Source organism: Bradyrhizobium sp. (assembly GCF_049519115.1).
Taxonomy (GTDB): Bacteria; Pseudomonadota; Alphaproteobacteria; order Rhizobiales; family Xanthobacteraceae; genus Bradyrhizobium.
The window spans coordinates 1-18,580 of sequence record NZ_JBEKRB010000078.1; the positions used below are offsets into that span (position 1 = coordinate 1).

25 protein-coding genes are annotated in these 18,580 nt (G+C 57.5%); 14 read left to right on the forward strand and 11 right to left on the reverse strand.

The genetic code is table 11. The annotated features are described in order from the left end of the window. Positions 1 to 189 precede the first annotated feature (189 nt). From ABSE61_RS32480 to ABSE61_RS32495, 4 genes are all read left to right on the forward strand, one after another. Positions 190 to 1,434 carry a phospholipase D-like domain-containing protein gene (locus tag ABSE61_RS32480; RefSeq protein WP_423875262.1) on the forward strand — a complete coding sequence of 415 codons (1,245 nt, stop codon included), beginning with the start codon at positions 190 to 192 and terminating at the stop codon, positions 1,432 to 1,434. Between the two features lie 19 nt (positions 1,435 to 1,453). After that, a complete protein-coding gene (locus ABSE61_RS32485) occupies positions 1,454 to 1,744 on the forward strand; it encodes a hypothetical protein (RefSeq protein WP_423875263.1) in 291 nt (96 codons plus the stop codon). A gap of 75 nt (positions 1,745 to 1,819) precedes the next feature. Next, positions 1,820 to 3,118, forward strand: a complete 1,299-nt coding sequence (locus tag ABSE61_RS32490; RefSeq protein ID WP_423875264.1) for a DUF3300 domain-containing protein — start codon at positions 1,820 to 1,822, stop codon at positions 3,116 to 3,118. A 187-nt stretch (positions 3,119 to 3,305) separates the two neighbouring features. Continuing rightward, a complete protein-coding gene (locus tag ABSE61_RS32495; RefSeq protein WP_423875265.1) occupies positions 3,306 to 5,459 on the forward strand; it encodes a DUF4387 family protein in 2,154 nt (717 codons plus the stop codon). A 34-nt stretch (positions 5,460 to 5,493) separates the two neighbouring features. Here the strand turns inward: ABSE61_RS32495 and ABSE61_RS32500 are convergent, their stop codons facing one another. Together ABSE61_RS32500 and ABSE61_RS32505 are read right to left on the reverse strand one after the other, a co-directional pair. Then, positions 5,494 to 5,862: a lysozyme inhibitor LprI family protein gene (locus tag ABSE61_RS32500; RefSeq protein ID WP_423875266.1), complete on the reverse strand. Its 369-nt coding sequence runs from the start codon at positions 5,860 to 5,862 to the stop codon at positions 5,494 to 5,496. Positions 5,863 to 6,056: 194 nt separating this feature from the next. Beyond that, positions 6,057 to 6,395 (reverse strand): hypothetical protein, encoded by a 339-nt coding sequence (locus ABSE61_RS32505; RefSeq protein WP_423875267.1) that lies wholly within the window; start codon positions 6,393 to 6,395, stop codon positions 6,057 to 6,059. Between the two features lie 289 nt (positions 6,396 to 6,684). On the opposite strand from ABSE61_RS32505, the gene ABSE61_RS32510 reads away from it, so the two are divergent. Further along, positions 6,685 to 7,623 carry an HlyD family secretion protein gene (locus tag ABSE61_RS32510; protein ID WP_423875268.1) on the forward strand — a complete coding sequence of 313 codons (939 nt, stop codon included), beginning with the start codon at positions 6,685 to 6,687 and terminating at the stop codon, positions 7,621 to 7,623. A 10-nt stretch (positions 7,624 to 7,633) separates the two neighbouring features. Next, on the forward strand, positions 7,634 to 8,734 hold the full coding sequence (locus ABSE61_RS32515; protein ID WP_423875269.1) for an FUSC family protein: 1,101 nt from the start codon (positions 7,634 to 7,636) through the stop codon (positions 8,732 to 8,734). On the opposite strand, the gene ABSE61_RS32520 is transcribed toward ABSE61_RS32515, so the two are convergent. Beyond that, a complete protein-coding gene (locus tag ABSE61_RS32520; RefSeq protein ID WP_423875270.1) occupies positions 8,682 to 10,169 on the reverse strand; it encodes an FAD-dependent monooxygenase in 1,488 nt (495 codons plus the stop codon). The two genes, ABSE61_RS32515 and ABSE61_RS32520, sit on opposite strands and share 53 nt — an antisense overlap. A gap of 367 nt (positions 10,170 to 10,536) precedes the next feature. Between ABSE61_RS32520 and ABSE61_RS32525 the strand changes: the two genes are divergently transcribed. The 3 genes from ABSE61_RS32525 (at position 10,537) to ABSE61_RS32535 (ending at position 12,314) form a co-directional block, all read left to right on the forward strand. Further along, the gene (locus ABSE61_RS32525; protein WP_423875271.1) at positions 10,537 to 10,755 is read left to right on the forward strand and encodes a rubredoxin; all 219 of its coding nucleotides are present in this window, start codon (positions 10,537 to 10,539) and stop codon (positions 10,753 to 10,755) included. Positions 10,756 to 10,782: 27 nt separating this feature from the next. Then, complete coding sequence (locus tag ABSE61_RS32530; protein ID WP_423875272.1) at positions 10,783 to 11,586, forward strand: pirin family protein; 804 nt, start codon at positions 10,783 to 10,785, stop codon at positions 11,584 to 11,586. A gap of 170 nt (positions 11,587 to 11,756) precedes the next feature. Then, positions 11,757 to 12,314, forward strand: coding sequence for a tautomerase family protein (locus ABSE61_RS32535; protein WP_423875273.1), 558 nt, complete (start codon positions 11,757 to 11,759; stop codon positions 12,312 to 12,314). A 20-nt stretch (positions 12,315 to 12,334) separates the two neighbouring features. Here the strand turns inward: ABSE61_RS32535 and ABSE61_RS32540 are convergent, their stop codons facing one another. Both ABSE61_RS32540 and ABSE61_RS32545 read right to left on the reverse strand, forming a co-directional pair. Further along, a complete protein-coding gene (locus ABSE61_RS32540) occupies positions 12,335 to 12,571 on the reverse strand; it encodes a recombinase family protein (RefSeq protein ID WP_423875284.1) in 237 nt (78 codons plus the stop codon). An 84-nt stretch (positions 12,572 to 12,655) separates the two neighbouring features. Beyond that, positions 12,656 to 12,901 carry a conjugal transfer protein TraD gene (locus tag ABSE61_RS32545; protein WP_423875274.1) on the reverse strand — a complete coding sequence of 82 codons (246 nt, stop codon included), beginning with the start codon at positions 12,899 to 12,901 and terminating at the stop codon, positions 12,656 to 12,658. Positions 12,902 to 12,904: 3 nt separating this feature from the next. Here ABSE61_RS32545 and ABSE61_RS32550 point away from each other — a divergent pair, with 3 nt between their 5' ends. The 3 genes from ABSE61_RS32550 (at position 12,905) to ABSE61_RS32560 (ending at position 13,752) form a co-directional block, all read left to right on the forward strand. Then, positions 12,905 to 13,105 (forward strand): hypothetical protein, encoded by a 201-nt coding sequence (locus tag ABSE61_RS32550; RefSeq protein WP_423875286.1) that lies wholly within the window; start codon positions 12,905 to 12,907, stop codon positions 13,103 to 13,105. 129 nt (positions 13,106 to 13,234) lie between these two features. Then, the gene (locus tag ABSE61_RS32555) at positions 13,235 to 13,450 is read left to right on the forward strand and encodes a helix-turn-helix transcriptional regulator (RefSeq protein WP_423875275.1); all 216 of its coding nucleotides are present in this window, start codon (positions 13,235 to 13,237) and stop codon (positions 13,448 to 13,450) included. A gap of 86 nt (positions 13,451 to 13,536) precedes the next feature. Next, the gene (locus tag ABSE61_RS32560) at positions 13,537 to 13,752 is read left to right on the forward strand and encodes a hypothetical protein (RefSeq protein WP_423875285.1); all 216 of its coding nucleotides are present in this window, start codon (positions 13,537 to 13,539) and stop codon (positions 13,750 to 13,752) included. 24 nt (positions 13,753 to 13,776) lie between these two features. Here the strand turns inward: ABSE61_RS32560 and ABSE61_RS32565 are convergent, their stop codons facing one another. The 4 genes from ABSE61_RS32565 to ABSE61_RS32580 are packed head-to-tail and all read right to left on the reverse strand — an operon-like array spanning position 13,777 to position 15,861. Further along, the gene (locus tag ABSE61_RS32565; RefSeq protein WP_423875276.1) at positions 13,777 to 14,058 is read right to left on the reverse strand and encodes a hypothetical protein; all 282 of its coding nucleotides are present in this window, start codon (positions 14,056 to 14,058) and stop codon (positions 13,777 to 13,779) included. Next, the gene (locus ABSE61_RS32570; protein ID WP_423875277.1) at positions 14,046 to 14,402 is read right to left on the reverse strand and encodes a hypothetical protein; all 357 of its coding nucleotides are present in this window, start codon (positions 14,400 to 14,402) and stop codon (positions 14,046 to 14,048) included. The genes ABSE61_RS32565 and ABSE61_RS32570 overlap by 13 nt, the downstream gene beginning before the upstream one ends. Before the next feature lie 3 nt (positions 14,403 to 14,405). Further along, a complete protein-coding gene (locus ABSE61_RS32575; RefSeq protein WP_423875278.1) occupies positions 14,406 to 15,281 on the reverse strand; it encodes a nucleotidyl transferase AbiEii/AbiGii toxin family protein in 876 nt (291 codons plus the stop codon). Next, the gene (locus ABSE61_RS32580) at positions 15,274 to 15,861 is read right to left on the reverse strand and encodes a type IV toxin-antitoxin system AbiEi family antitoxin domain-containing protein (RefSeq protein WP_490338382.1); all 588 of its coding nucleotides are present in this window, start codon (positions 15,859 to 15,861) and stop codon (positions 15,274 to 15,276) included. The genes ABSE61_RS32575 and ABSE61_RS32580 overlap by 8 nt, the downstream gene beginning before the upstream one ends. A 211-nt stretch (positions 15,862 to 16,072) precedes the next feature. On the opposite strand from ABSE61_RS32580, the gene ABSE61_RS32585 reads away from it, so the two are divergent. Then, entirely contained in the window at positions 16,073 to 17,074 is a 1,002-nt protein-coding gene (locus ABSE61_RS32585) for a helix-turn-helix domain-containing protein (protein ID WP_423875280.1), read from the forward strand. Next, a complete protein-coding gene (locus ABSE61_RS32590) occupies positions 17,071 to 17,925 on the forward strand; it encodes an AbiJ-related protein (protein ID WP_423875281.1) in 855 nt (284 codons plus the stop codon). The genes ABSE61_RS32585 and ABSE61_RS32590 overlap by 4 nt, the downstream gene beginning before the upstream one ends. Positions 17,926 to 17,949: 24 nt before the next feature. Here the strand turns inward: ABSE61_RS32590 and ABSE61_RS32595 are convergent, their stop codons facing one another. Together ABSE61_RS32595 and ABSE61_RS32600 are read right to left on the reverse strand one after the other, a co-directional pair. After that, on the reverse strand, positions 17,950 to 18,162 hold the full coding sequence (locus ABSE61_RS32595; RefSeq protein ID WP_423875282.1) for a hypothetical protein: 213 nt from the start codon (positions 18,160 to 18,162) through the stop codon (positions 17,950 to 17,952). A gap of 147 nt (positions 18,163 to 18,309) precedes the next feature. Further along, positions 18,310 to 18,580, reverse strand: a 271-nt coding sequence (locus ABSE61_RS32600; RefSeq protein ID WP_423875283.1) for a hypothetical protein, incomplete at its 5' end; no start/stop codon positions are given.

Below are 18,580 nucleotides of genomic sequence, written 5' to 3' on the forward strand. Positions count from 1 at the left end.
GTCATCATGATCGCGCATCGTCTCAGCACGCTGGTCGATGCGGACAAGATCATCGTCCTGAAAGACGGCGTCGTGGTGGAAGAAGGCTCTCATACCGCATTGATCGGACGCGGCGGCGTCTATGCCGACCTGCAACGAGTCCAGCAGGGCACCTCTGTCGCTCACGCGGCATAAGCAAGGAAACCAGTCATGTCCCATCGATTGATCGTGCTCCCGGATGATACGGCGCAGGCCATTCTTGATCCCGTCAATTCGGCCAGGCACAGCCTCAATATCCGCATGTTCCTGTTTACCTACAAATCGCTGCTCGATGCCGTGATCGCGGCCAGGCATCGGGGCGTGAACGTGCGCGTCATGCTGAACCCGGCACGGCGGGATGGCACCAGCGACAACGAGGCCACCCGAAATGCACTGCTCGCGGCCGGCGTCAGCGTTCGCGACAGCAATAGTGCCTTCGCCGTCACCCATCAAAAATCGATGGTGATCGACGATCGGATCGGGTTCATCGAATCGCTGAACTGGGAGCTCCGCGATCTCACGGAAACGCGCGACTATGCCGTCGAAACGACGAAAAAAACGGAAGTCGAGGAGATGGTGCGGTGCTTCGATGCCGATTGGGAGGAAAGAGCGTTCGAGCCGGAGGCGGGGTCTGACCTGATCTGGTGTCCGAATAACGGCCGTCAGCGCATCGCCGACTTTATCGACGGCGCCAAAGAGACGCTCTGGCTGCAGAACGAGCGCTACCAGGACATGGTGATCATCGAACGCATCGTGCGAGCGGCGCGGCGAGGCGTACAGGTTCGCATCATGTCGCGGGCTCTGCACAAGCTGAAAAAGAAGAAGCTGTTTGAAGGGGTCAGCGGCCTGCGTATTGTTCACGATGTGGGCGCGAAGGTGCACGTGCTCAAAAATCTGAAACTGCACGGCAAGATCATGATCGCCGACGAGGCGCGCGCGATTGTCGGATCGATTAACCTCAGTCCCGGCAGCTTCGATGATCGACGTGAATTGGCGATCGAGACGTCGTCGGCGCATGTGGTCAAGCGATTGGTCAAAACCGCCGCCCATGACTGGAAGCATTCCCGCAAAATGCCGCTGTCCGACGAAGCGGTGCTGGCCGATCTGGAAAGCCACGGCGCAAACGATCTGGGCCGGCTGGCATTGGCGAAGTCCGGCTGGGACGCGCACGATTTGCAAAACCGGAAACACCGCTGCCGCTCGCAGCGGTGTCTTGTTGTGCGAGCATCGCGAGGCCGAGCCATAGTCCAAGACGATACCTGCATATTGAGGCGGTATTTGTTTTCGATCCCGGTTTGCTGCATTTGTTGTCGCGTTGACGGGCCATGTCGTTTGATCGCCACGGCCCGTGTTTCAAACATCGACAATCATCTCAGCCGCGAAGCAGCTCGCTTTCGCGGAACGAAGCCCTATTGACCGTGAAAGGAACGGACCCATGAACAATCTCAAGACCATTCTCAACCGCAGCGCGACCGCCCTGACGTCGCGCAAGACCAAATACGCCGCCGCCGCGATTGTCGGCGTGCTCGGCACCATGCTGAGCGTATCGGACGCGAGCGCGTTCACTTGTGCGCGCGGCGTCTACCGTGCCGGCTGCATCAGTTCTCGCGGCGCGATCGGCTTCAGCCGCAACGGCGCGGTGGCGGTTGGCCGCTACGGAAACGTCTATGCGTATCGTCGCGGTTCGAACTGCGTCTGGCGAAACGGCCAGCAAGTCTGCATCTGAGACGGCATGTCTCGCTCATTGTCATGATCGGCCGCGTGCGCAGCGATTGCGGCGCGGCCAGCTTGGAGAAACCAAATGCCTAACAAATTCGCGACGACGACTTGCCGCTTGACCCTTTGCGCTGCGCTCATCGGTCCGGTCTGGATGGCCGCTGGCGGAGCGGCAAAAGCCCAGGCCCCAGCCGTGCCGGCTCAGAGCCAGAGCCAGCAAGCCAGTCAAAATCTTCCCGAAGCCCAGATCGAGCAGCTTGTGGCTCCGATCGCGCTCTATCCTGACTCCTTGCTGACGCAGATCCTGATGGCGTCAACCTATCCGCTCGAAGTCGTGGAAGCGGCACGCTGGTCGCGCGACAATCCGGACACAAAGGGGTCGTGGCTTGAGACTGCGATGCAAAGCCAGTCGTGGGACCCGAGCGTCAAGGCGCTCACAGCGGTGCCACAGACGCTGGAGATGATGAACGACAAGCTTGACTGGACACAGCAGCTTGGCGACGCGTTCCTGGCCCAGCAGAAGGATGTGCTCGATGCGGTGCAAAAGCTCCGTGCCGAGGCGCAAGCCGCCGGCAATCTGCAATCGACGCCACAACAGGTGGTGACGGCAGCGTCGCCGCCGGCCGACAGCATTGCCGCGGCGACCCGGCAGCCGATCGTGATCCAGCCGGTCAATCCCGAAGTCTACTATGTCCCAGTCTACAATCCGGCTGTCGCCTATGGCACCTGGGACTACCCGGCCTATCAGCCGTTCTACTGGTCGCCGCCCGGGTTTGTTGCCGGCAACGTGGTTTCGTTTGCCGCGGGTGTTGCCGTCGGCGCCGCCATCTGGGGCAATTGCGACTGGTGGCACCACAACGTCATTATCAACGTCAATAATTACAACGTGTTCAACCGCACCAACATCAACGTGACCAACAATGTGTGGACTCACAATCCCGCGCATCGTGGCAACGTGCCGTACGGCAATCGTGCGCTGGCCGATCGCTTCGGTCAGGGCAACGAGGTGACCGCGCGCGATGCGTTCAGGGATCGGCTGGATGCCGGACGTAGCGATCCGTTCAAGGATCGACCGGGCGAACAGCCGAATCAAAGGCCGGCCGACCGCGCGGATACCCAATCGCCTCACGACCGGAACGACGGCCCGCGTGTCGATGCACCACGTGATCCGGAGCGCAGGGTCGGCGATGATGGCGCGAGAGCGGCGCCCGATCGTCGCGATCCCGATCTGGAACGGGCCGGCGGCGATCGAGGTATGGAGCGCCCCGCCTTGCCGCGGCGAAACGAAGGAGAGATGGCGCGACCTGAACGGATGCCGTCTTTCCACCCGGAGCGCCGGACCGATAGGGGATTTGGCGAGCGCGAGGGTGGTCGCTGGCGCTAAGTATTCGGCCGCAGTTGGGCTTTCCTTTCCCCCGGAAAGCCCAACACGTCCGATCGTCTCCCGGACCGGCCTATGCGAGGCCTGCGTCTTGACGAGCCAGTGCGATGCAGGCGGCCTCGAACAGATCGAATAGCCGGTCATATTCCGTACCGATACCTGCATATCGAAGTCCTATTTGCCCAAGAGCATGACGCGGCCCATTTGTTTTCGCGTCGTTGGCGGTTCCATCGACGAAAACCGTCAGAGCATGAAGAGCAGTGTTATGCCTAAGCTTGTTTATCGCGTCGTCGCGGCCTGCGGCACGCTCGGCTACGGTTACCCCAGGGAGTCATTGCAGTCCGCTCTGAATGGGCAGGTTGACGCCATCGTGTGCGATGGCGGTTCGATGGACGCCGGCCCCTATTTTCTCGGCACCGGTACCGCGTTTTTCGATCGAGAGGCCATTAAGGCCGATTATCGCGACATGGTGGCCGCCGGCAAAAAGATTGGCTGCCCTGTCATTCTTGGCAGCTCCGGCATGGCTGGCGGCAATCGGAACGTCGACTGGATGCTCGACCTCGCCAAGGAGGTCTTTGCTGAACTCAACGTGACGGAGGCGAGAGTCGCCGTCATAAGATCCGAGCTCGATCCTGAAATTGTCGTGAATGAGTATCGTGTGGGCGCGTTGAGCGCCATCGGCACCGGGCCAAAACTCGACGAGCAGACTCTGCGCGAGAGTACGATTGTCGGTCAAATGGGCGTTCATCCGCTCATCACCGCGCTCAACGGCGGTGCCCAATTCATCATCGCAGGCCGTTCATGTGATGTGGCGCTGTTCGCGTCCGACATGATCCGCCGCGGGATCAGTGCCGGACTTGCCTACCATGTTGGGCAAGTCCTGGAATGCGGCGCTCTTGCTTGCGATCCCGGGTCGCCGTCCGATTGTCTCGTTGCCGAGGTCTACGACGATGGATCGGCGGTGTTCTCGTCGCCGAATCCCGCGCGGCGCTGCACGCCTTATTCGCTGGCCGCTCATTCGCTGCACCAGGAGATCCATCCGCAGTTGCAGTTCTACCCTGAAGGTATTCTTGCGACGGAAAAGACGCAGTTCTTTGCGCGTGACGGCAGAACCGCGGGATTTCGAGGCAGCGCGTTGGTGCGCGACAATAATCCGACGAAGTTTAGCATCAAGGTCGAGGGCGCGCGGTGGCTCGGTCCGCAGAAGACCTCACTCATCTATATCGATCCGGCTCTGTTGAGCTCGATCCCTAAAGACATTCTCGTATATGGACGTAATGGTGTCCGGTCGACGCCGGTCGATAGCAGTAGCCGCGAACTGGGAATTGTCATCGAAACGAGCGCAAAGAAGCCGAAAGATGCGGCCCGTCTAGCGAGACTACTGGCGCGTTACATGTTTCATTTCGGCTATCCTGGACGTAAGACGACCGCGGGCAACATCGCCTTTCCGATGTCCCCGAGCCTCATCAGCTTCAGACGGGAGGATGGTCAATTCGGGTCCATCGTGCCGAGCGGAACGCGCGATCCTGTATTTCTGGCGAATTACACGAGAATCAAATCGGCGATCTTCAAATCTGTGTCTGAAGAATTTCCAGATGCGCTTGCCAATGCCAGTTTCACAATCACCGACGCAGATGCCCAAAATCCAGCCGTCTTTCTGCGGACTTTTGATCGCGATCGAGAGAGGCTCGAGCAGCGCCATCGCCAAGAAATCGATCGCGTTACCTCGCTGGCGGTCCCGAAGAGTTCTTCCCGTATGAATATGGAGGCTCCAGACGCCTATGCCTGGTCGCTTTATCATCTGCTGCAAAGCAAAGAGGTGATCGAGGCCATGTTCCCGATCACCTACTACACTGCGCGTGGAGCTATTTGGGAGGAGGACGGCGTCGACCATGCGCAATATTTCGAAATAGCCGATCGCAACCACGGCGGTGACGTGGATTTTCGCACACTTTCGTTGATTGACGATCATACGCCAGCCGAAACGCCGATCGGTGAATACCGGTTACTTGACATGGCGACTATCATCCGAAGCAAGGACGTGGGCATAAATCGGCAGACGTTCGATATTTTCTTCACATCGGCCGAGAATTACGAGGCCGCTCTGCAATCAAATCTTTTTTCAAGGGAGAGCATTGCGAAAATTCTGGATCTTCCACTCGCCAGGATCATCGGGACTTTTTTCGTCGATGCATGCAATGCGATTAAGATATCTGTCGAGCGTCCTAATATCTTCGGTTCTGTTGACGAGAGAGATATCTTCGGGACACAACAACAATCAGTTCTCGAAGAGTTGAATATCCCATTCTATCCAGTGGCGCTTACTCGAGCCTCGCCATTTTGAGGAGTATCCGCGGTTAAGATTTGGCAATTACATTCTAATAAGGTCCCCTCTTAGCCAATGTTTCGATCGCTTGCGATAATTCTTCTATCCGCGTTTTGTACGCAGTGGAGAGGCATTTTATGTCTTCGCCGCAGGCCTCGCGGACCGCGATCCACCGACGCTGTGCCTCAACAAGATCGGCTCGCTGTCCCATAGCAACAAGGGACGTCAAAACACTAAAGAGTGTAGCCTGCCGCGCTTCATCCTGACCGAGCGCATAGTTCTTGCAGATCGCAGCTAAGGCGGCCGTCGAGGCCGTCGAGCAATTGAGCGGCTGATAGGGGCTTGCTTGAACGCGGCTCAGCTCAAGGCCAACCAGCAAAAATAATAGAACGGAAATTAAACGTTGCCGTTTCTGTCTCATGGCTGGTTCCATTATCGAATTGGACGCAGTGGCTTTAACTGCCAAAATAGCAATATTCCTAGAAGAGCGAATTTACAGGGTCCAATACAGCAGAAAAGAAAACCCCGGAATTGGGGTCGCACTTGTAAGTGCCCAGCAAGAGACATTCACCAGCGCGGCATTCTGGATGTGCTGAACACCTCAAAGACTTCCCATTACGGAATATACATTCGCTTGGCAGCAGCGAGAGCGCGTACGCAGCCCTCGCGATCGCCTCGTTTGTCGAGCCTCTCGGCGCGAGACATCCTCGCTGCGAATTTCGCTTGAAGACGATCTTTCTCTCGTTTTAGAGAACGTGGCGTCGGTTGGCGGTTCAGCTGCGCGTCAACTGACTGATGCGCCATTAATCCTGCATTCGGGTTTCCTGCCGATTGGCGCACGGTCTCCTCGAATTGTGCAATGTCCTCGCTGCAAGGACCAGCGTGAGCAACCGTTGGGATTAAACCGAGCATCGCAATAATGGTGAGCCTCGTTGTTATCCGATAATTGGCCATGCTAAGTCGTCTCCGTTCCGCTTGACCGCAATCTACCCGCCAACGCTCGATGAACTGTGACCGATATCAGTTCGATAGATTCAAAATGCGATAAAGCCCGCTGAATTTTTGGCGGCCCCACGATATCTCCACTGGGTGTGCATCTCAATATCATTCGGTAAAAGGGAATTGACGGGAAACATCACCGCTGGGCACACTCCCGGCGTCCGGAAAGGCTCTGAACATGTCGGAAATTCCAAAAGGAGACGCTTCAGCACGGCCAAGAATCCGGCATCGGCTACGAATACTTGTGTCGATCATCGCGATCCTTGCTTTCCTCTATTTCGTGCCCGATCTGTTTGTCGCCTTTACCGAGGACGCCTATGTCCGCTCCGACTTCGTGGAGGTGGCGCCGGAGGTCGCCGGTGTCGTCAACCGTGTCGAGGTGGCGAACGATCAAAAGGTGACCGTCGGCACTCCGCTTGCGACCCTCGATCCAAAACCGTTCGATCTTGCGGTGGACCTCAGTCAGAGGCGCATCCTTCAGGCCTCTTCTGCTGTGAAGGTGAGGCGAGATGAAGCCACCGTGCTGACCGCCGAACTCGATGCCGCGAAGGCGGCCGTCACACTCGCGCAGCGGGACTATGAGCGTTCCGCGACGCTGGTAAAGGACCAAACCGTTTCGCAGCAAATCATGGACCGGACGACCGACGAGCGGCAGAAGGCCGTCGACGCCGTCGCAGGCGTGGAAGCCAAACTTCGCGTCAATGCAGAAGCGGTGGCGACAGTCCTCGCCGACGTGGACGTCGCGAAGGCGCAGCTCGCCGTCGACCAATACAACCTTTCCCGTACCCGCATCATCGCGCCAGTCTCGGGATACGTCACGAATCTCTCGCTGCGTCCCGGAGCCTACGCCAAAGCGGGCGAGCCGATCATCGGCCTCATCGATGATACCCAATGGCGTGTGGTGGCAAACTTCAAGGAGTATGTTGCGTCCCGTCTGACACCGGGAATGCGCGCGTGGATCTGGCTCGACAGTCACCCCTGGCGCTTCTTTTCTGCGCGCGTCGTCAGCATCGGGCGCGGCATCGCTCGCGATCAGGATCGAGGACGCTTACTGCCTTATGTGGCGCCGACCACCGACTGGATTCGTCTGGCACGCCGAATGCAGGTGACGCTTGCGCTTGAACCCGTGCCAGAGGTTTCACTGTTCATGGGTGCAGACGCACGCGTTCTGCTTTTCCCTTGAGGGTCGCAGGATGTCGCGAACGGATTATAGCTATCGCCTGACCCAGGCTTTGAAGGCAGAAATCGGCGAGTTCTCCTTCTCGGACCACACAGCGGGACTCGCATTCCGCACGGCGTCGGCGAGCGTGCTGTCCATCCTTGTCGCGATTCTTCTTCATCTCGATAATCCCTATTGGGCCGGAATCACCGCCATCTCCATCACCCTCCCGGACATGTCAAGCTCCGTCGCCCGGAGCATCGATCGATGTCTCGGCACAATTACTGGAGCGGCGGTGGGCTATTTCGGTGCGCACTTCGTCGCCGACCATTTCGTCTTTCAGGCGATTATCGCCTGCGCGGTTGCCTTCGGCATTTACGGGATGGAACGCACGACACATGGCTATGCTGTGTTGCTGGGCGCCGTGACCGTCATCCTGGTCATGTTCGGTTCGCTTGAAACTCCGGACAGCGCACTCAAACTAGCGACTTACCGTTCCATGGAAATCATGGTGGGTGTCGCGGTCTCCTTTTTCGTCGGACTTGCGTTCGCCCCCTCCGGCCAAGTCTCACCGATTTCGCCGAAACCTGGAGTCTTTGCCGTTCCGCTCGATCGAAGGATGCTCGCAACCGCCATCACCGGCGGCATTGCCACGGCAAGCATCCCGCAAATCTGGGAGAGCCTTCAGCTTCCCGGTCTGGATCAAACGCCCATCACCGCTTTCGTGATCCTGATTGCGATGCATCGCGAGCCCGCGTGGACGGCGCTCAACCGCGTCATCGGCTGCATTCTGGGAGGGGCTTACGGCCTTTTGTGCCTAAGGTTGGTCGGCGACAACACCCTGCTATGGTTTATGCTTCTGTTCTTCGGGCTCTATATATTCGGCCACATCAAGCATGGAAATGCGGACCTCTCCTATAGCGGGCACCAAGCGGCGGTCGCGACGATCCTGTCCATGGTGCAGGGCCTCGCACCGTCTCCCGACCTTCTGCCGGCCATCAATCGCCTCGTTGGCATGATCGGCGGAATCGTGGTCGTCATTATCGCAGCCGCCCTGATCGAACCATTCGTTGCGCGTGCTATCAAGCCGCGATTCTTACTCCGAATGAGATCGCGTGCAGATAGTCCCCGATAGCATCGGCTGCATCGGCCTTCACGACGCAGGCGACGTAGCCATCCGGCCGTACCAGGACAATCACGTCCGGATTTACTGGAGGTCGAATTAGAACGTCGATCATGGACGGAAACCTTTCCGTGAGCGCGCGAGTGCCACTGCTCGGCATGGCAAACAGTGCAAATCGAGGCCTGTCCCCCGTACCGGCCGGGGTTTGCCCGCTGACCGGCGCCAACCGCCGGCCTGGGGCGGGCATCCGGTGAAATGCCGGTCCGTTGAGCGGGCTGTGGTCGTAGCCAATGGATATTTCAGTCATGGCGTCGACCATGGCCTTGCGGACCGGAGCCAAGCCAAGCATCAACCAGCCAAACAGGTTCCGAACGGTCTGTGCCGTGCGCTTCCGCAAACCGGCAACCTTGGTCAACTGGCCGGCGGCCTTGATCACCTGATCGGCAATCGCGGTTCGCTCAACGCTGTAACTGTCGAGAAGCGTACCCGTGGCCTCGCCACGACAGACGAATGCCAACTTCCAGGCGAGATTGAAAGCATCCTGCATGCCCGTGTTCATGCCCTGACCGCCGGCCGGACTGTGCACATGCGCGGCGTCGCCCGCCACAAAGACACGTCCGGACCGATAACTGCTGACTTTGCGCTCGTTGATCCGAAATACCGATAGCCAGATCGGATCGGATGCCGACATTCCGCCGGGGCCACGTTGATCCATGATGGCCTGCACTTCATCGAGCGTCGGCGTGGCAGGTCTGCTGTCGTTCGAAGGGCCGAGATCGGCGATGACTCGAAAGCGGGTCGCTGACAGCGGGATGATCATCAGCACTCCGTCCTCGTGCCAATACGTCACCATTTCCGTCGTGGGCAGCGGATATCCCGCGACACCGAGATCGGCGAGAATATATTCACTTTGCAGAGTGTCACCCAAAAAAGATAGACCGAGACCGTGCCGCACTGCGCTGTGCGCGCCGTCACAACCAATCAGCCAGTCCGTCTCGATTACTTCTTCCTTTCCAACTGGGTTTCGTAGAATGGCAGTGACGCCGTTTTCGTTCTGATGGAAGCTGCTGAGCTCTTTTTGACGTTCAACGCTGACGCCAAGCCGGGCCAAATGCTCCTCCAGCAATCGCTCGGTGTCCGATTGCGGTAGAGCCAAAGCGAAGGGATAGCAGCTATCCACTTCCGATATATTGATGTGACCGATAACCCGGCTATCGGCGATGATGTTAGCGGCTTCGATCTGATTTCCCGCAGCGGCAAAAGCATCGGCGCAACCAGAACGATCGAGCAATTCCAGCGTACGGCTCCAGAGAACCACTGCCTTGGACTTGTCGGTTCGCTGAGCCGCTCTGTCAAAGATCCGCACCGAGACGCCATAGCGGGCCAATTCCGCCGCCATCGTCAGGCCCACTGGTCCAGCGCCTACGATTGTTACTTGCGTCTTCATGATTCACTCCTGCAATTTAACGTAACATAACTTCAGAGTGCCGAGAGCAACGTCCTCTACGTTGGGAATTTGCAGGAATGTTGAGTCTGGCTCGCAGGCGATGATTTGCCGGATAAGGCGCGCGGACTCAAATACCGGTTTCTTATGAGGGTATCGTCACTCAATATAGGCGCGTGAGGTAAGCTCTGCTGCCGCGCAATTGTTTCTACCCTGCTCATCACGCGTCACCATATCTCTCGCCGATACCTGCATATTGAAGTCGTATTTGTGCTGAGGCGATCAGCGAGTGTACCTACCCGCCGTCTTAAAGCGCCTCCGATGATCTCAGGACATCTCGGATACGGAGGCGACAACGATGGAGACCGAAATGATCGATGAACAATTTAAGCGGCTGATGTGCCTCGGCTGCGGCTTTTCCTATGACGAAGCACTTGGCCTGCCCGAGCATGGTCTGGCTCCTGGCACCCGTTGGGCCGACATACCGGAAGATTGGGTGTGCCCGGACTGCGGTACCCCGAAGCACATGTTTGAGATGGTGATGGTTGGCTACGCGTCCAATGGCACCGACCTCGCACGCACCGCCTGACCCCGACATATCGAAGGAAAAACCCCCATGACCAACTCGTTCATTATCCGCAACGCCGAACGCGGCCACGACATGATCACGTCCGACGGTTCGCGATCTTCCTATATTGCCGGTCATCCCGACGGCTTTGTCACGCGGGCATCGAGCTTCAACTTCCATGAGTATCAAGGCGGCCGGCCGGGTTTTGGCCCGGTCCGCGTCTTCGGCGACGAGATATTTCATGGCGCAGGTTGCGGCTACAACATGCATCCGCACCATAACTTCGTCATCTGCGCTTTCGTGTTCGCCGGAGAACTTACCCATATCAACACCGCCGGCGCAGGCATGGTCGACCGGCTGCAGGCCGGCGACTATTACGTCTTTTCGGCCGGCTCCGGCGGCAAGCATTCCGAACTCAGTGTGACGCCGGAGGATATGCATGCGATCTATCTGTGGCTGCTGCCTGAGCAGCTCTATCTCCCCCCGACCTATCACCGCGGCCATTTTGATTTTCGCCGCAAACGTAATGAAATTGTGCAGCTCGTGGGTGACGCAGACGGTGCGCTGCCGATCCCTCAGGATATACGCGTCTCCCGCCTGATGGCCGACAAGGGTCGCAGCTTCCCCTATCGCCTGCGGACGACGTCGCACGGCGTCTACGTATTTGTGCGCGAGGGCTCGATCCGCTGCAGCGGCGTCGAGCTGGGTTACCGCGACAGCGTCGGCTTGTGGTCGATCGATTCGATCAACATCGAGGTGCTCGAAGACGATAGCGATGTGATGATCGTCGAGACGATCATGGTCGACGATGCGAACATCAAGAAGTGGGAGCTCGAACATGCCGGCCATTGAGTATTCGCGCACGGGTGAATCGCTAGGCAATAAACGCCAAGGTATACAGGTCGCGGAGACGACCGAGCGTTCAGAACGTCACGACCTCTGCGCGCTTCGTGACATTTGCCGGTCACGGTTATGCCAATTCACCAACAACGACTGCCTCGGTAGCCGGAAAGGAAACTAAAATGCCCATTATGAATGTCAGCTACGGCGCTGGTGATCTCAACGACACTAGCAAGGCAACGCTCGCCAAGAAACTTACCGACGTCATGATTCGGATGGAGGGCGGAGCCAACACCAAAGGCGGCCGCGCCTTTGCATGGGTTCTGTTCAACGAACTGGCGCGAGGTGACTGGTGGGCCGGCGGAGAAACTGGAAACGGCTACATCTCGCGGCCCGGCCGGTTCTTGGTTCGCGTGAGCATTCCGGAAGGCTACATGAATGCGCAACACAAGGGTGAGGTGCAGGCTTGGGTGACCGAAGCTTGCCTTGCCGCAACGGAAGCGCCGGGGGAAGATGCCGGTCACAGCATTCAGGTCATCATCGACGAGATTCCCGAAGGTCACTGGGCCGCGGCTGGCCACGCGATCAGTCTCGCCAGCATCGCAGATAGCGTCGGTCTTTCGAAAACAGGTCCTCGCTTCGCCTGGTCGAAAACCTATTTCGCGGCGAAGGCACGCGCACGCGCCGCGGCGGGCTATCCGACCGATGCGGCCGGTCTATGGGATGATCATGTTAGCTGAAAAGCTGCGCCGATTGTTGCTCATGGGATCGCTAGCTCCTGGGTGATGGACACGAGCCGCACGCCGTTCTTGGCTAGACGGCGCACGTAGAACCCGAACTGGAACTGGTCGCGGAAGAAACGGCTGAAGCTGTCCACCAGGATCAGGTTGAATGCCGGCGGCTTCGCGGTGGCGGCGTCAAACATGTACTGGAATTCTGGCCGCCTACGGCGAAAGAAAAGCAGTCTTAGCTCTTCGGGCTGAAGGTTCCTCCGAATGAAATAGTGGACATGGCGGGAAGCGCTGCGATATTTGGAATCTCCGCGCCGCCCGCCATCTGGTCATGCCCGATCCTGCGGCGTCTACGAGATCGTGGGCGCATCTGTCGCTCGTTCCACAGCGAACGCCTCCTTTCCCTTTGCGGCCCAGAGCGCTCGGGCCTGTTCGCTTTGATTGCTTTTAAGCTTGTTTGCCATCCAGAGCAGCGCGCCGAGGATGATGGCGCGATCATCTCCGGTCAGGTCCACGATACCTGCTTTGGCCACGAGGCCGCCCAGTTCGATCAGGTGCCGCGTGCGCTTGCGGCGCTCGACTTGCCAGGCGCGCATATCATGCCGAGCCCTTGCTGCCTGTTGACGGTTGCGCGCTGCCCGGTTGCGCCCGAGCGCCGCCCGTGCGGCGCTCAGCTGCCGGTGCAGTTCGCCGCCCCCGTCGAGTTCGGCCAGGCGCTCGAATCAGGCCGCCGGCTTGGCCTCGAGCTTGCCTTCAGCCACGGCCTCGACCTTGGCCGAAGCAGGGGCATCGAAATTTGACTCGTCCTATTTTCCGCCGTCTCTGCGCTACTATACGGCACGTCCAAAACCCGTCTTGCGTGCCCTTGAATGCCTGCCCTGTCTGGTCTCAGCAGCCGTCAGACACAGCTAGCAGGAGGCCGCGCGGCCATGCGCGAACCAGATCGGATTATCCGCCTGAAAACCGTTCTTGCCCGGACCGGGCTGTCTCGCTCCACCATCTACCGCAAGATCGCTGAGGGCACGTTCCCGGCTCAGCTCAAAATCAGCACCAACGGGACTGGATGGCATGAATCCGAAATCGACCGATGGATCGCAGATCCAGTCGGATGGCGTCCGAAAGGCGAGTTCGATGAGGTCCGATGACATGCGCACGACTATTCGCGCGCTGATCACAGCTAACAACTATTTGGAATCGGAAGTCAGCGAACTGATGAAAGCAGTTTCAAACGATCGTCGCATCCGACGACAGTATAGCTGCCGGTGAAGCGATTGAGTATTTTAATCCAACCGCGGTCGTCATGCGCGCGGAAGCTTTGTCTCGCAAACCGGGGCATGTCGGCGCGGTGGCCTTCAGTCGCACGGGCGATCCCTCGACCGGAGATTTCGGCGACGCTAAGGTGATCAGGAAATTTGGCGAGGTGCCAGAGGATCTCAGCGCGCTGTAACGGCGTGGACGCCGTTTGTCCGGCCTATTGCCGTTTCATTATTCGCTGAAGATCCCAGAATGAAGGGCCGGTCCCTTCAACGGGGATTGGCATCACTGATTTTTGCCAACGCTGACCGGCTTCCCAAGAATACAAGGCTGCCTCGACCCCGAGGATCGATTGAATAAAAGCGCGATCATATTTTGATTTTTCTAGATCGTTCAGGGTGGCGCTGTCGAGGTCGGCTGTCGTGAGCCACGGAGTCATGACGAGCGTGGATGCAACCGAGCCGAGTTCTGGCACACCGCACGAAATCAAAAGCCACACTTTATTGAACCCGGTGTCAGTGGTGTGAACCGCCTTTCGCGAGATACACCGCGTAATTGACTTGTTGAGTTCGAGGTGATCGTTTTGCGCCCAGGCGCCGTAAACGCCGCCGCCGGCGGCGGTAGCAGATTTTTTTCGTCAGCCCGTGCTTTACCGGCTATAGATCCCATGTCGAGTTCCGTAACCTGAATGCCGATGCGCGCTTGTGCGATGACGACAACCACGTCGACTCTGGTCTCAACGCCAGATGCATTATTCGGGTCGAGAAATTCAGACGCGGCGGCTCCCAGTCGTTTCAAAAGTGTCTCAACGAGATGTTTTTCGCGCGCGAATTTGCTGGTCATGGCTCATTGCTTCTTAGGAAGACTTCTAGCTTTCGCGGCATGCGGCATAAGAAAGTTGGAGAGAGCTTCCACAACATCAGTAAGCGATCCGGGATTGATGGCAACTTCCTCGACGAAGGCGGTCCATTGCTGCTGTTTTGCGCGGTCGTTGGCGAACGCTGTCGTAAGCCCATCGGGACGTTCCGTAGGGATTTCGGTCTTTCTACGGGCAAACGTCGCCGCGATGGCTTGTGCGAGCCGGGCGTCCTTGAAGTCGAAGGTTTGCGCCAATGTCCAGATGTCGTAAAAATCTTTGAGCCGACTGTTGGCAAGGCCCAGGGCCACCATCGCCTGAAACTTCTCCGCTATGACCGTTTCCGGTGGATAAGCTTTCAAGTTCGGTGCCGGCTGATCGAGCAGTACCGGGAGATCAATGTCGTTCAAACCGGGCTCAGTCGCGTCTCCATAGCCGATATCGATAACGACCCTTACACGGGCTCCGTCGACCTTTGCGTAGGTTTTTAGCCGTAGACCGCTATAGCCGGAATCGTCGCGGATAGTGTCGATCGCAAGACCGTCGATATCAAACACAACGGCGTCATTGGCTTGTACGATGAAAATCTCACGAAATAATTTCAACGTAAGTTCGGGATCGCTATCACCAAATCCGAGCAGATCGATATCGCGCGTTGGACGGTGTGGATCGTCGAGCCAATGCCGCATGAGCATGGCGCCTTTTAGGACGAACTTATCCCGATGCTGACTTTTGCTCAGCCGATAAAGAAGGCGCTCAAGCGTGTATCGGACGAGCAGGAGCTCAAAAGGCTGGTTGCGTTCCTTGGCAAGATTGAGCAGCCGCGCGCGAACTGAGGCGCCAATGTTTGCGACCGGCTTACGCATCCACCGTGAGCGCCTCCAGGCGGGGCTGGACGACCTTCTCCCAAATACCTGCTTCCACAGCAAATTTTGCGATCTGAGCAGGGGTGGCCTTACGAAGCCGAAGCGCTTCCTTCATGCCCTGCGTGGCGTGCGCGAAGCCGGTCGACGATTTGTAGAAAGCTTTTTGGTGCGTAGCGCTCTTGAAAAGATCGACGACGGTTTTAGCCGGCGAGTAAATAGCAACTGATACGCTCTCAATTGTGTGGTGCTCGATGCCTTTGTCAAAGACCTTCGGCCCGAAGCGCATAATTTGAATTCGCGGCTGCGTAATCGTTGGACGCCAGTCACGCGGACCAATCGCTACCCAAACAAATGGCGGGATACGATCGGTGAGTTCGTGAAAGGCGAGCGCTGAATCGTGACAGATGACCCCGTTGGGTACGAGCTTCGCGGCGACGGCCAGTGAGTGATTGGCATCGAGCGGGGCGTCAGGTAGCTGGTAGAGTCCACGGCTGAGTTGATTGAGGAGACCCTTCTGCTCCATGCGAGAGATAGCGGCTGCAGTGATCCCCTCTTTGATAAATTCAGACAGGCGCATCATTCCACGCTCTTGGAGGAGCATAGTTGCGTGATCTTCCTGACGGACGGGTGCAGTTTCCATAGCAGGAAGATGATACAAATCATCCGCAATATCAAGAATTACTACAAGGATTTGTATCATAAAGCAATATCAATCGCTTAATTTGTCTCTTTAAAAGTGACACCATGTCTCTTATATCATGCCAAATCGTCCGATAACGAGCATGAGAGCAATGACGCGCGACCAATTTAGTCAATATTTGCAACGCCTTGGGCTTTCCCCGAGCGAAACTGCTCAGCTACTGAGTGTTTCGCCTCGAACTGTACGCCGATGGTTGGACGGCGAGGAGATTCCAGGACCGGCCCAACAGGCCATTAGAGCTTGGGTGAAACTACATGAGCGCCATCTGCCGTGGCGGCCGGACAGTGTTTCGGTAGCTACTGACGATCAGGATCAGATCACGCGGCATCGTTCGCATACGATTGATTTCAACGACGTGATTGAGCGCGTGGAAGCACGCGGTGGCGCAAAGGCTCCGTGGGTGGTGGACTGGGATTCTGGCCGCGCGTCATTGGAGACAATGGAACTTTCATTTTACAAACTTCAGAGCGGCGGCTTTTCAGTCGGCACTTATCGCCGGACCGACAGTGCTCCAGATGCGGAGCGTGACCGCGAAATGATCGAAGATGCCGTCTACTGCATCGCAAAGGCTTTGGAAAAAAAGAGCCCTGAGTATGGTCCGGTTACGCTCGTCGTCCAGGACGGAACGAGCAAAGGGCGGATCGCGCGACAGCAACTTCATGAATTTCAAACGGCCAACGCTGCAATTGAAAACATTTGCAAGAGTTGGGGCTCACCGGGATTTCAGGAGCCATTCATTATGACGAAGGACGGCGACCTTCTATGGGATCGACACGAGCTGAAACGCGAATGCGTCCGTCGTTCAAGCGGTCCGCGCGCCCTTACCGCTCTAGCTGAGTATGTTCGATCCCATGCTCACTTGTTCGTTCAGGATGGCGCTCGCAGTTTCGGACCGGCGGAGCGAACGCGCCGCGAAGGTCACATCAAAGCTATTGCAGACAAAATCGACGAACTCGCGAAGCGAACAGGAAGCGGGTCGGTCCAATACCAGCAATTCGAGGAAGCGCTTGGTGCTCTACACGCAGCCGGCTTCTTCCCGATGGGCAACCTTGTGAGCGACGTCGCCTTCGCCCTGGAGGGTGTCACGCCGTGACCGAGATTTCGGAAGTGACTCGGAGATCGATCATCGATTTTTTCACAATGAGTCAGACGCACTGGTCGGGCCGACTGCAGGACAATGAGTTCTTGGCGCGCCTCTATGACCTCAACAGTCTCCCGTCCCACGATTATAGGTATCGCACCGCGAGTAGCGACATTTATCAACACCGTGTGCGCAACAACGACTGGGAGAACGATTGGGTTTTTCACGACTCCCGCTTTAATCTTTTGTACGAATCCGACGAGGAGTTCTTGAGATTTCTTTCGGAAACCGTGCATCCCATCGTCCGCTCTGACCCAGATGAGGCGCGTAAGCTTGTTGAAGTCTACAATAAAGAGTTGGCGCCAGATGGATGGGCGCTGGTCAGCGTCAAAGAGGTTTCGGGAAAGCCGATCTTTGCTCCTCAGCAAGTCGGCCGCGTCGCCGTTTTCGAGGAACCGACCGGCTGGCAGAAGGTCGATCGCCAGTTACAGGAGGTTCGGCATCGGCTCGATATGGCGGACAGCGAGGAGCAATATCAGGCCGTCGGCCTACTTTGCCGCGAGGTGCTAATTTCAGTTGCGCAGGAGATATACGATCCCGCTCTCCACCCCACCATCGACAGTGTTGTTCCCAGTCGCGGTGACGCGAAACGCATGCTGGAAGCCATTTTCGAAAGCGACTTGAAGGGCTCGGAAAGTAAGGAAGCTCGTGCCCATGCAAGAGCCGCCGTCAATTTGTCCCTGGCTCTGCAACACAAGCGCACCGCCGATTTCAGGATGGCGGCACTCTGCGCAGAAGGCACGCTATCGGTAGTCAACATGCTGGCGATTTTAGCCGGTCGCCGCGGCCGGTCGCCGAGGTAGCTGATCACCCCGGCTTTGCGGTCTTTATTTGTTCATTTTTGCCGCGGCGCGTCTCACGGCTTCCTCGCTGACCTTGCCAGTTCTCTCCCGCATGGTGCCGAGGGTGGCGTTTGGGGAGAATTGCGGAATGGGCCTTGGCAGATTCTTGTTCAGCGTATCGCTGCGCTTCTGCTGAATTTCGCCAGCCTTGGGTGGGTTCTTGTCGCGGTGACGACCGTCTAAGCCGGGCTCCTTCATAGGATATACTCCGTTTAGTTTGTGGTGATGTGTCGTTGGGAAAGAGCCAACACCTCTGGCGGCCAAGTAGCCGGCGCCGTTCCTTGGTTCTTAGTTCGACCGAAACCGTCGGTTGAGCCTCGGTTTTCTCGCGCGAAAAATACGCATCTATGTTGCCGCCCGGCCTCGATCTTCGCCTGCGGCATAATCAAAATCCACTGCCAGCGTGTAAAAAGTCCGCGTTCGTGAGAAACCTTGTCGTCTGAACGTGGGTTTCAGACCACAATAAACATGCGTATCGCCGCCATGCGACCAGATGGCCGCGGGCTTGCTTAGTTTTCCGGTGCTGCTCGCTCGAGAAAGGAAAAACCGTTTGAAAAGCCGTTTTAATTTTGTCTTCTCAAACGGTGATTTTCGGTAAGTGTTTGAATTTGATGGC

What these genes read in the sequence shown, in the direction of transcription:
- ABSE61_RS32550 (WP_423875286.1), top strand. Translation starts at nt 12,905, where the DNA reads ATGCCGAGCCCTTGCTGCCTGTTGACGGTTGCGCGCTGCCCGGTTGCG.
- ABSE61_RS32505 (WP_423875267.1), bottom strand. Translation starts at nt 6,395, where the DNA reads ATGGCCAATTATCGGATAACAACGAGGCTCACCATTATTGCGATGCTC.
- ABSE61_RS32500 (WP_423875266.1), bottom strand. Translation starts at nt 5,862, where the DNA reads ATGAGACAGAAACGGCAACGTTTAATTTCCGTTCTATTATTTTTGCTG.
- ABSE61_RS32490 (WP_423875264.1), top strand. Translation starts at nt 1,820, where the DNA reads ATGCCTAACAAATTCGCGACGACGACTTGCCGCTTGACCCTTTGCGCT.
- ABSE61_RS32595 (WP_423875282.1), bottom strand. Translation starts at nt 18,162, where the DNA reads ATGAAGGAGCCCGGCTTAGACGGTCGTCACCGCGACAAGAACCCACCC.
- ABSE61_RS32585 (WP_423875280.1), top strand. Translation starts at nt 16,073, where the DNA reads ATGACGCGCGACCAATTTAGTCAATATTTGCAACGCCTTGGGCTTTCC.
- ABSE61_RS32580 (WP_490338382.1), bottom strand. Translation starts at nt 15,861, where the DNA reads ATGATGCGCCTGTCTGAATTTATCAAAGAGGGGATCACTGCAGCCGCT.
- ABSE61_RS32495 (WP_423875265.1), top strand. Translation starts at nt 3,306, where the DNA reads ATGACGCGGCCCATTTGTTTTCGCGTCGTTGGCGGTTCCATCGACGAA.
- ABSE61_RS32480 (WP_423875262.1), top strand. Translation starts at nt 190, where the DNA reads ATGTCCCATCGATTGATCGTGCTCCCGGATGATACGGCGCAGGCCATT.
- ABSE61_RS32575 (WP_423875278.1), bottom strand. Translation starts at nt 15,281, where the DNA reads ATGCGTAAGCCGGTCGCAAACATTGGCGCCTCAGTTCGCGCGCGGCTG.
- ABSE61_RS32525 (WP_423875271.1), top strand. Translation starts at nt 10,537, where the DNA reads ATGATCGATGAACAATTTAAGCGGCTGATGTGCCTCGGCTGCGGCTTT.
- ABSE61_RS32555 (WP_423875275.1), top strand. Translation starts at nt 13,235, where the DNA reads ATGCGCGAACCAGATCGGATTATCCGCCTGAAAACCGTTCTTGCCCGG.
- ABSE61_RS32485 (WP_423875263.1), top strand. Translation starts at nt 1,454, where the DNA reads ATGAACAATCTCAAGACCATTCTCAACCGCAGCGCGACCGCCCTGACG.
- ABSE61_RS32535 (WP_423875273.1), top strand. Translation starts at nt 11,757, where the DNA reads ATGCCCATTATGAATGTCAGCTACGGCGCTGGTGATCTCAACGACACT.
- ABSE61_RS32515 (WP_423875269.1), top strand. Translation starts at nt 7,634, where the DNA reads ATGTCGCGAACGGATTATAGCTATCGCCTGACCCAGGCTTTGAAGGCA.
- ABSE61_RS32520 (WP_423875270.1), bottom strand. Translation starts at nt 10,169, where the DNA reads ATGAAGACGCAAGTAACAATCGTAGGCGCTGGACCAGTGGGCCTGACG.
- ABSE61_RS32530 (WP_423875272.1), top strand. Translation starts at nt 10,783, where the DNA reads ATGACCAACTCGTTCATTATCCGCAACGCCGAACGCGGCCACGACATG.
- ABSE61_RS32570 (WP_423875277.1), bottom strand. Translation starts at nt 14,402, where the DNA reads ATGACCAGCAAATTCGCGCGCGAAAAACATCTCGTTGAGACACTTTTG.
- ABSE61_RS32545 (WP_423875274.1), bottom strand. Translation starts at nt 12,901, where the DNA reads ATGCGCGCCTGGCAAGTCGAGCGCCGCAAGCGCACGCGGCACCTGATC.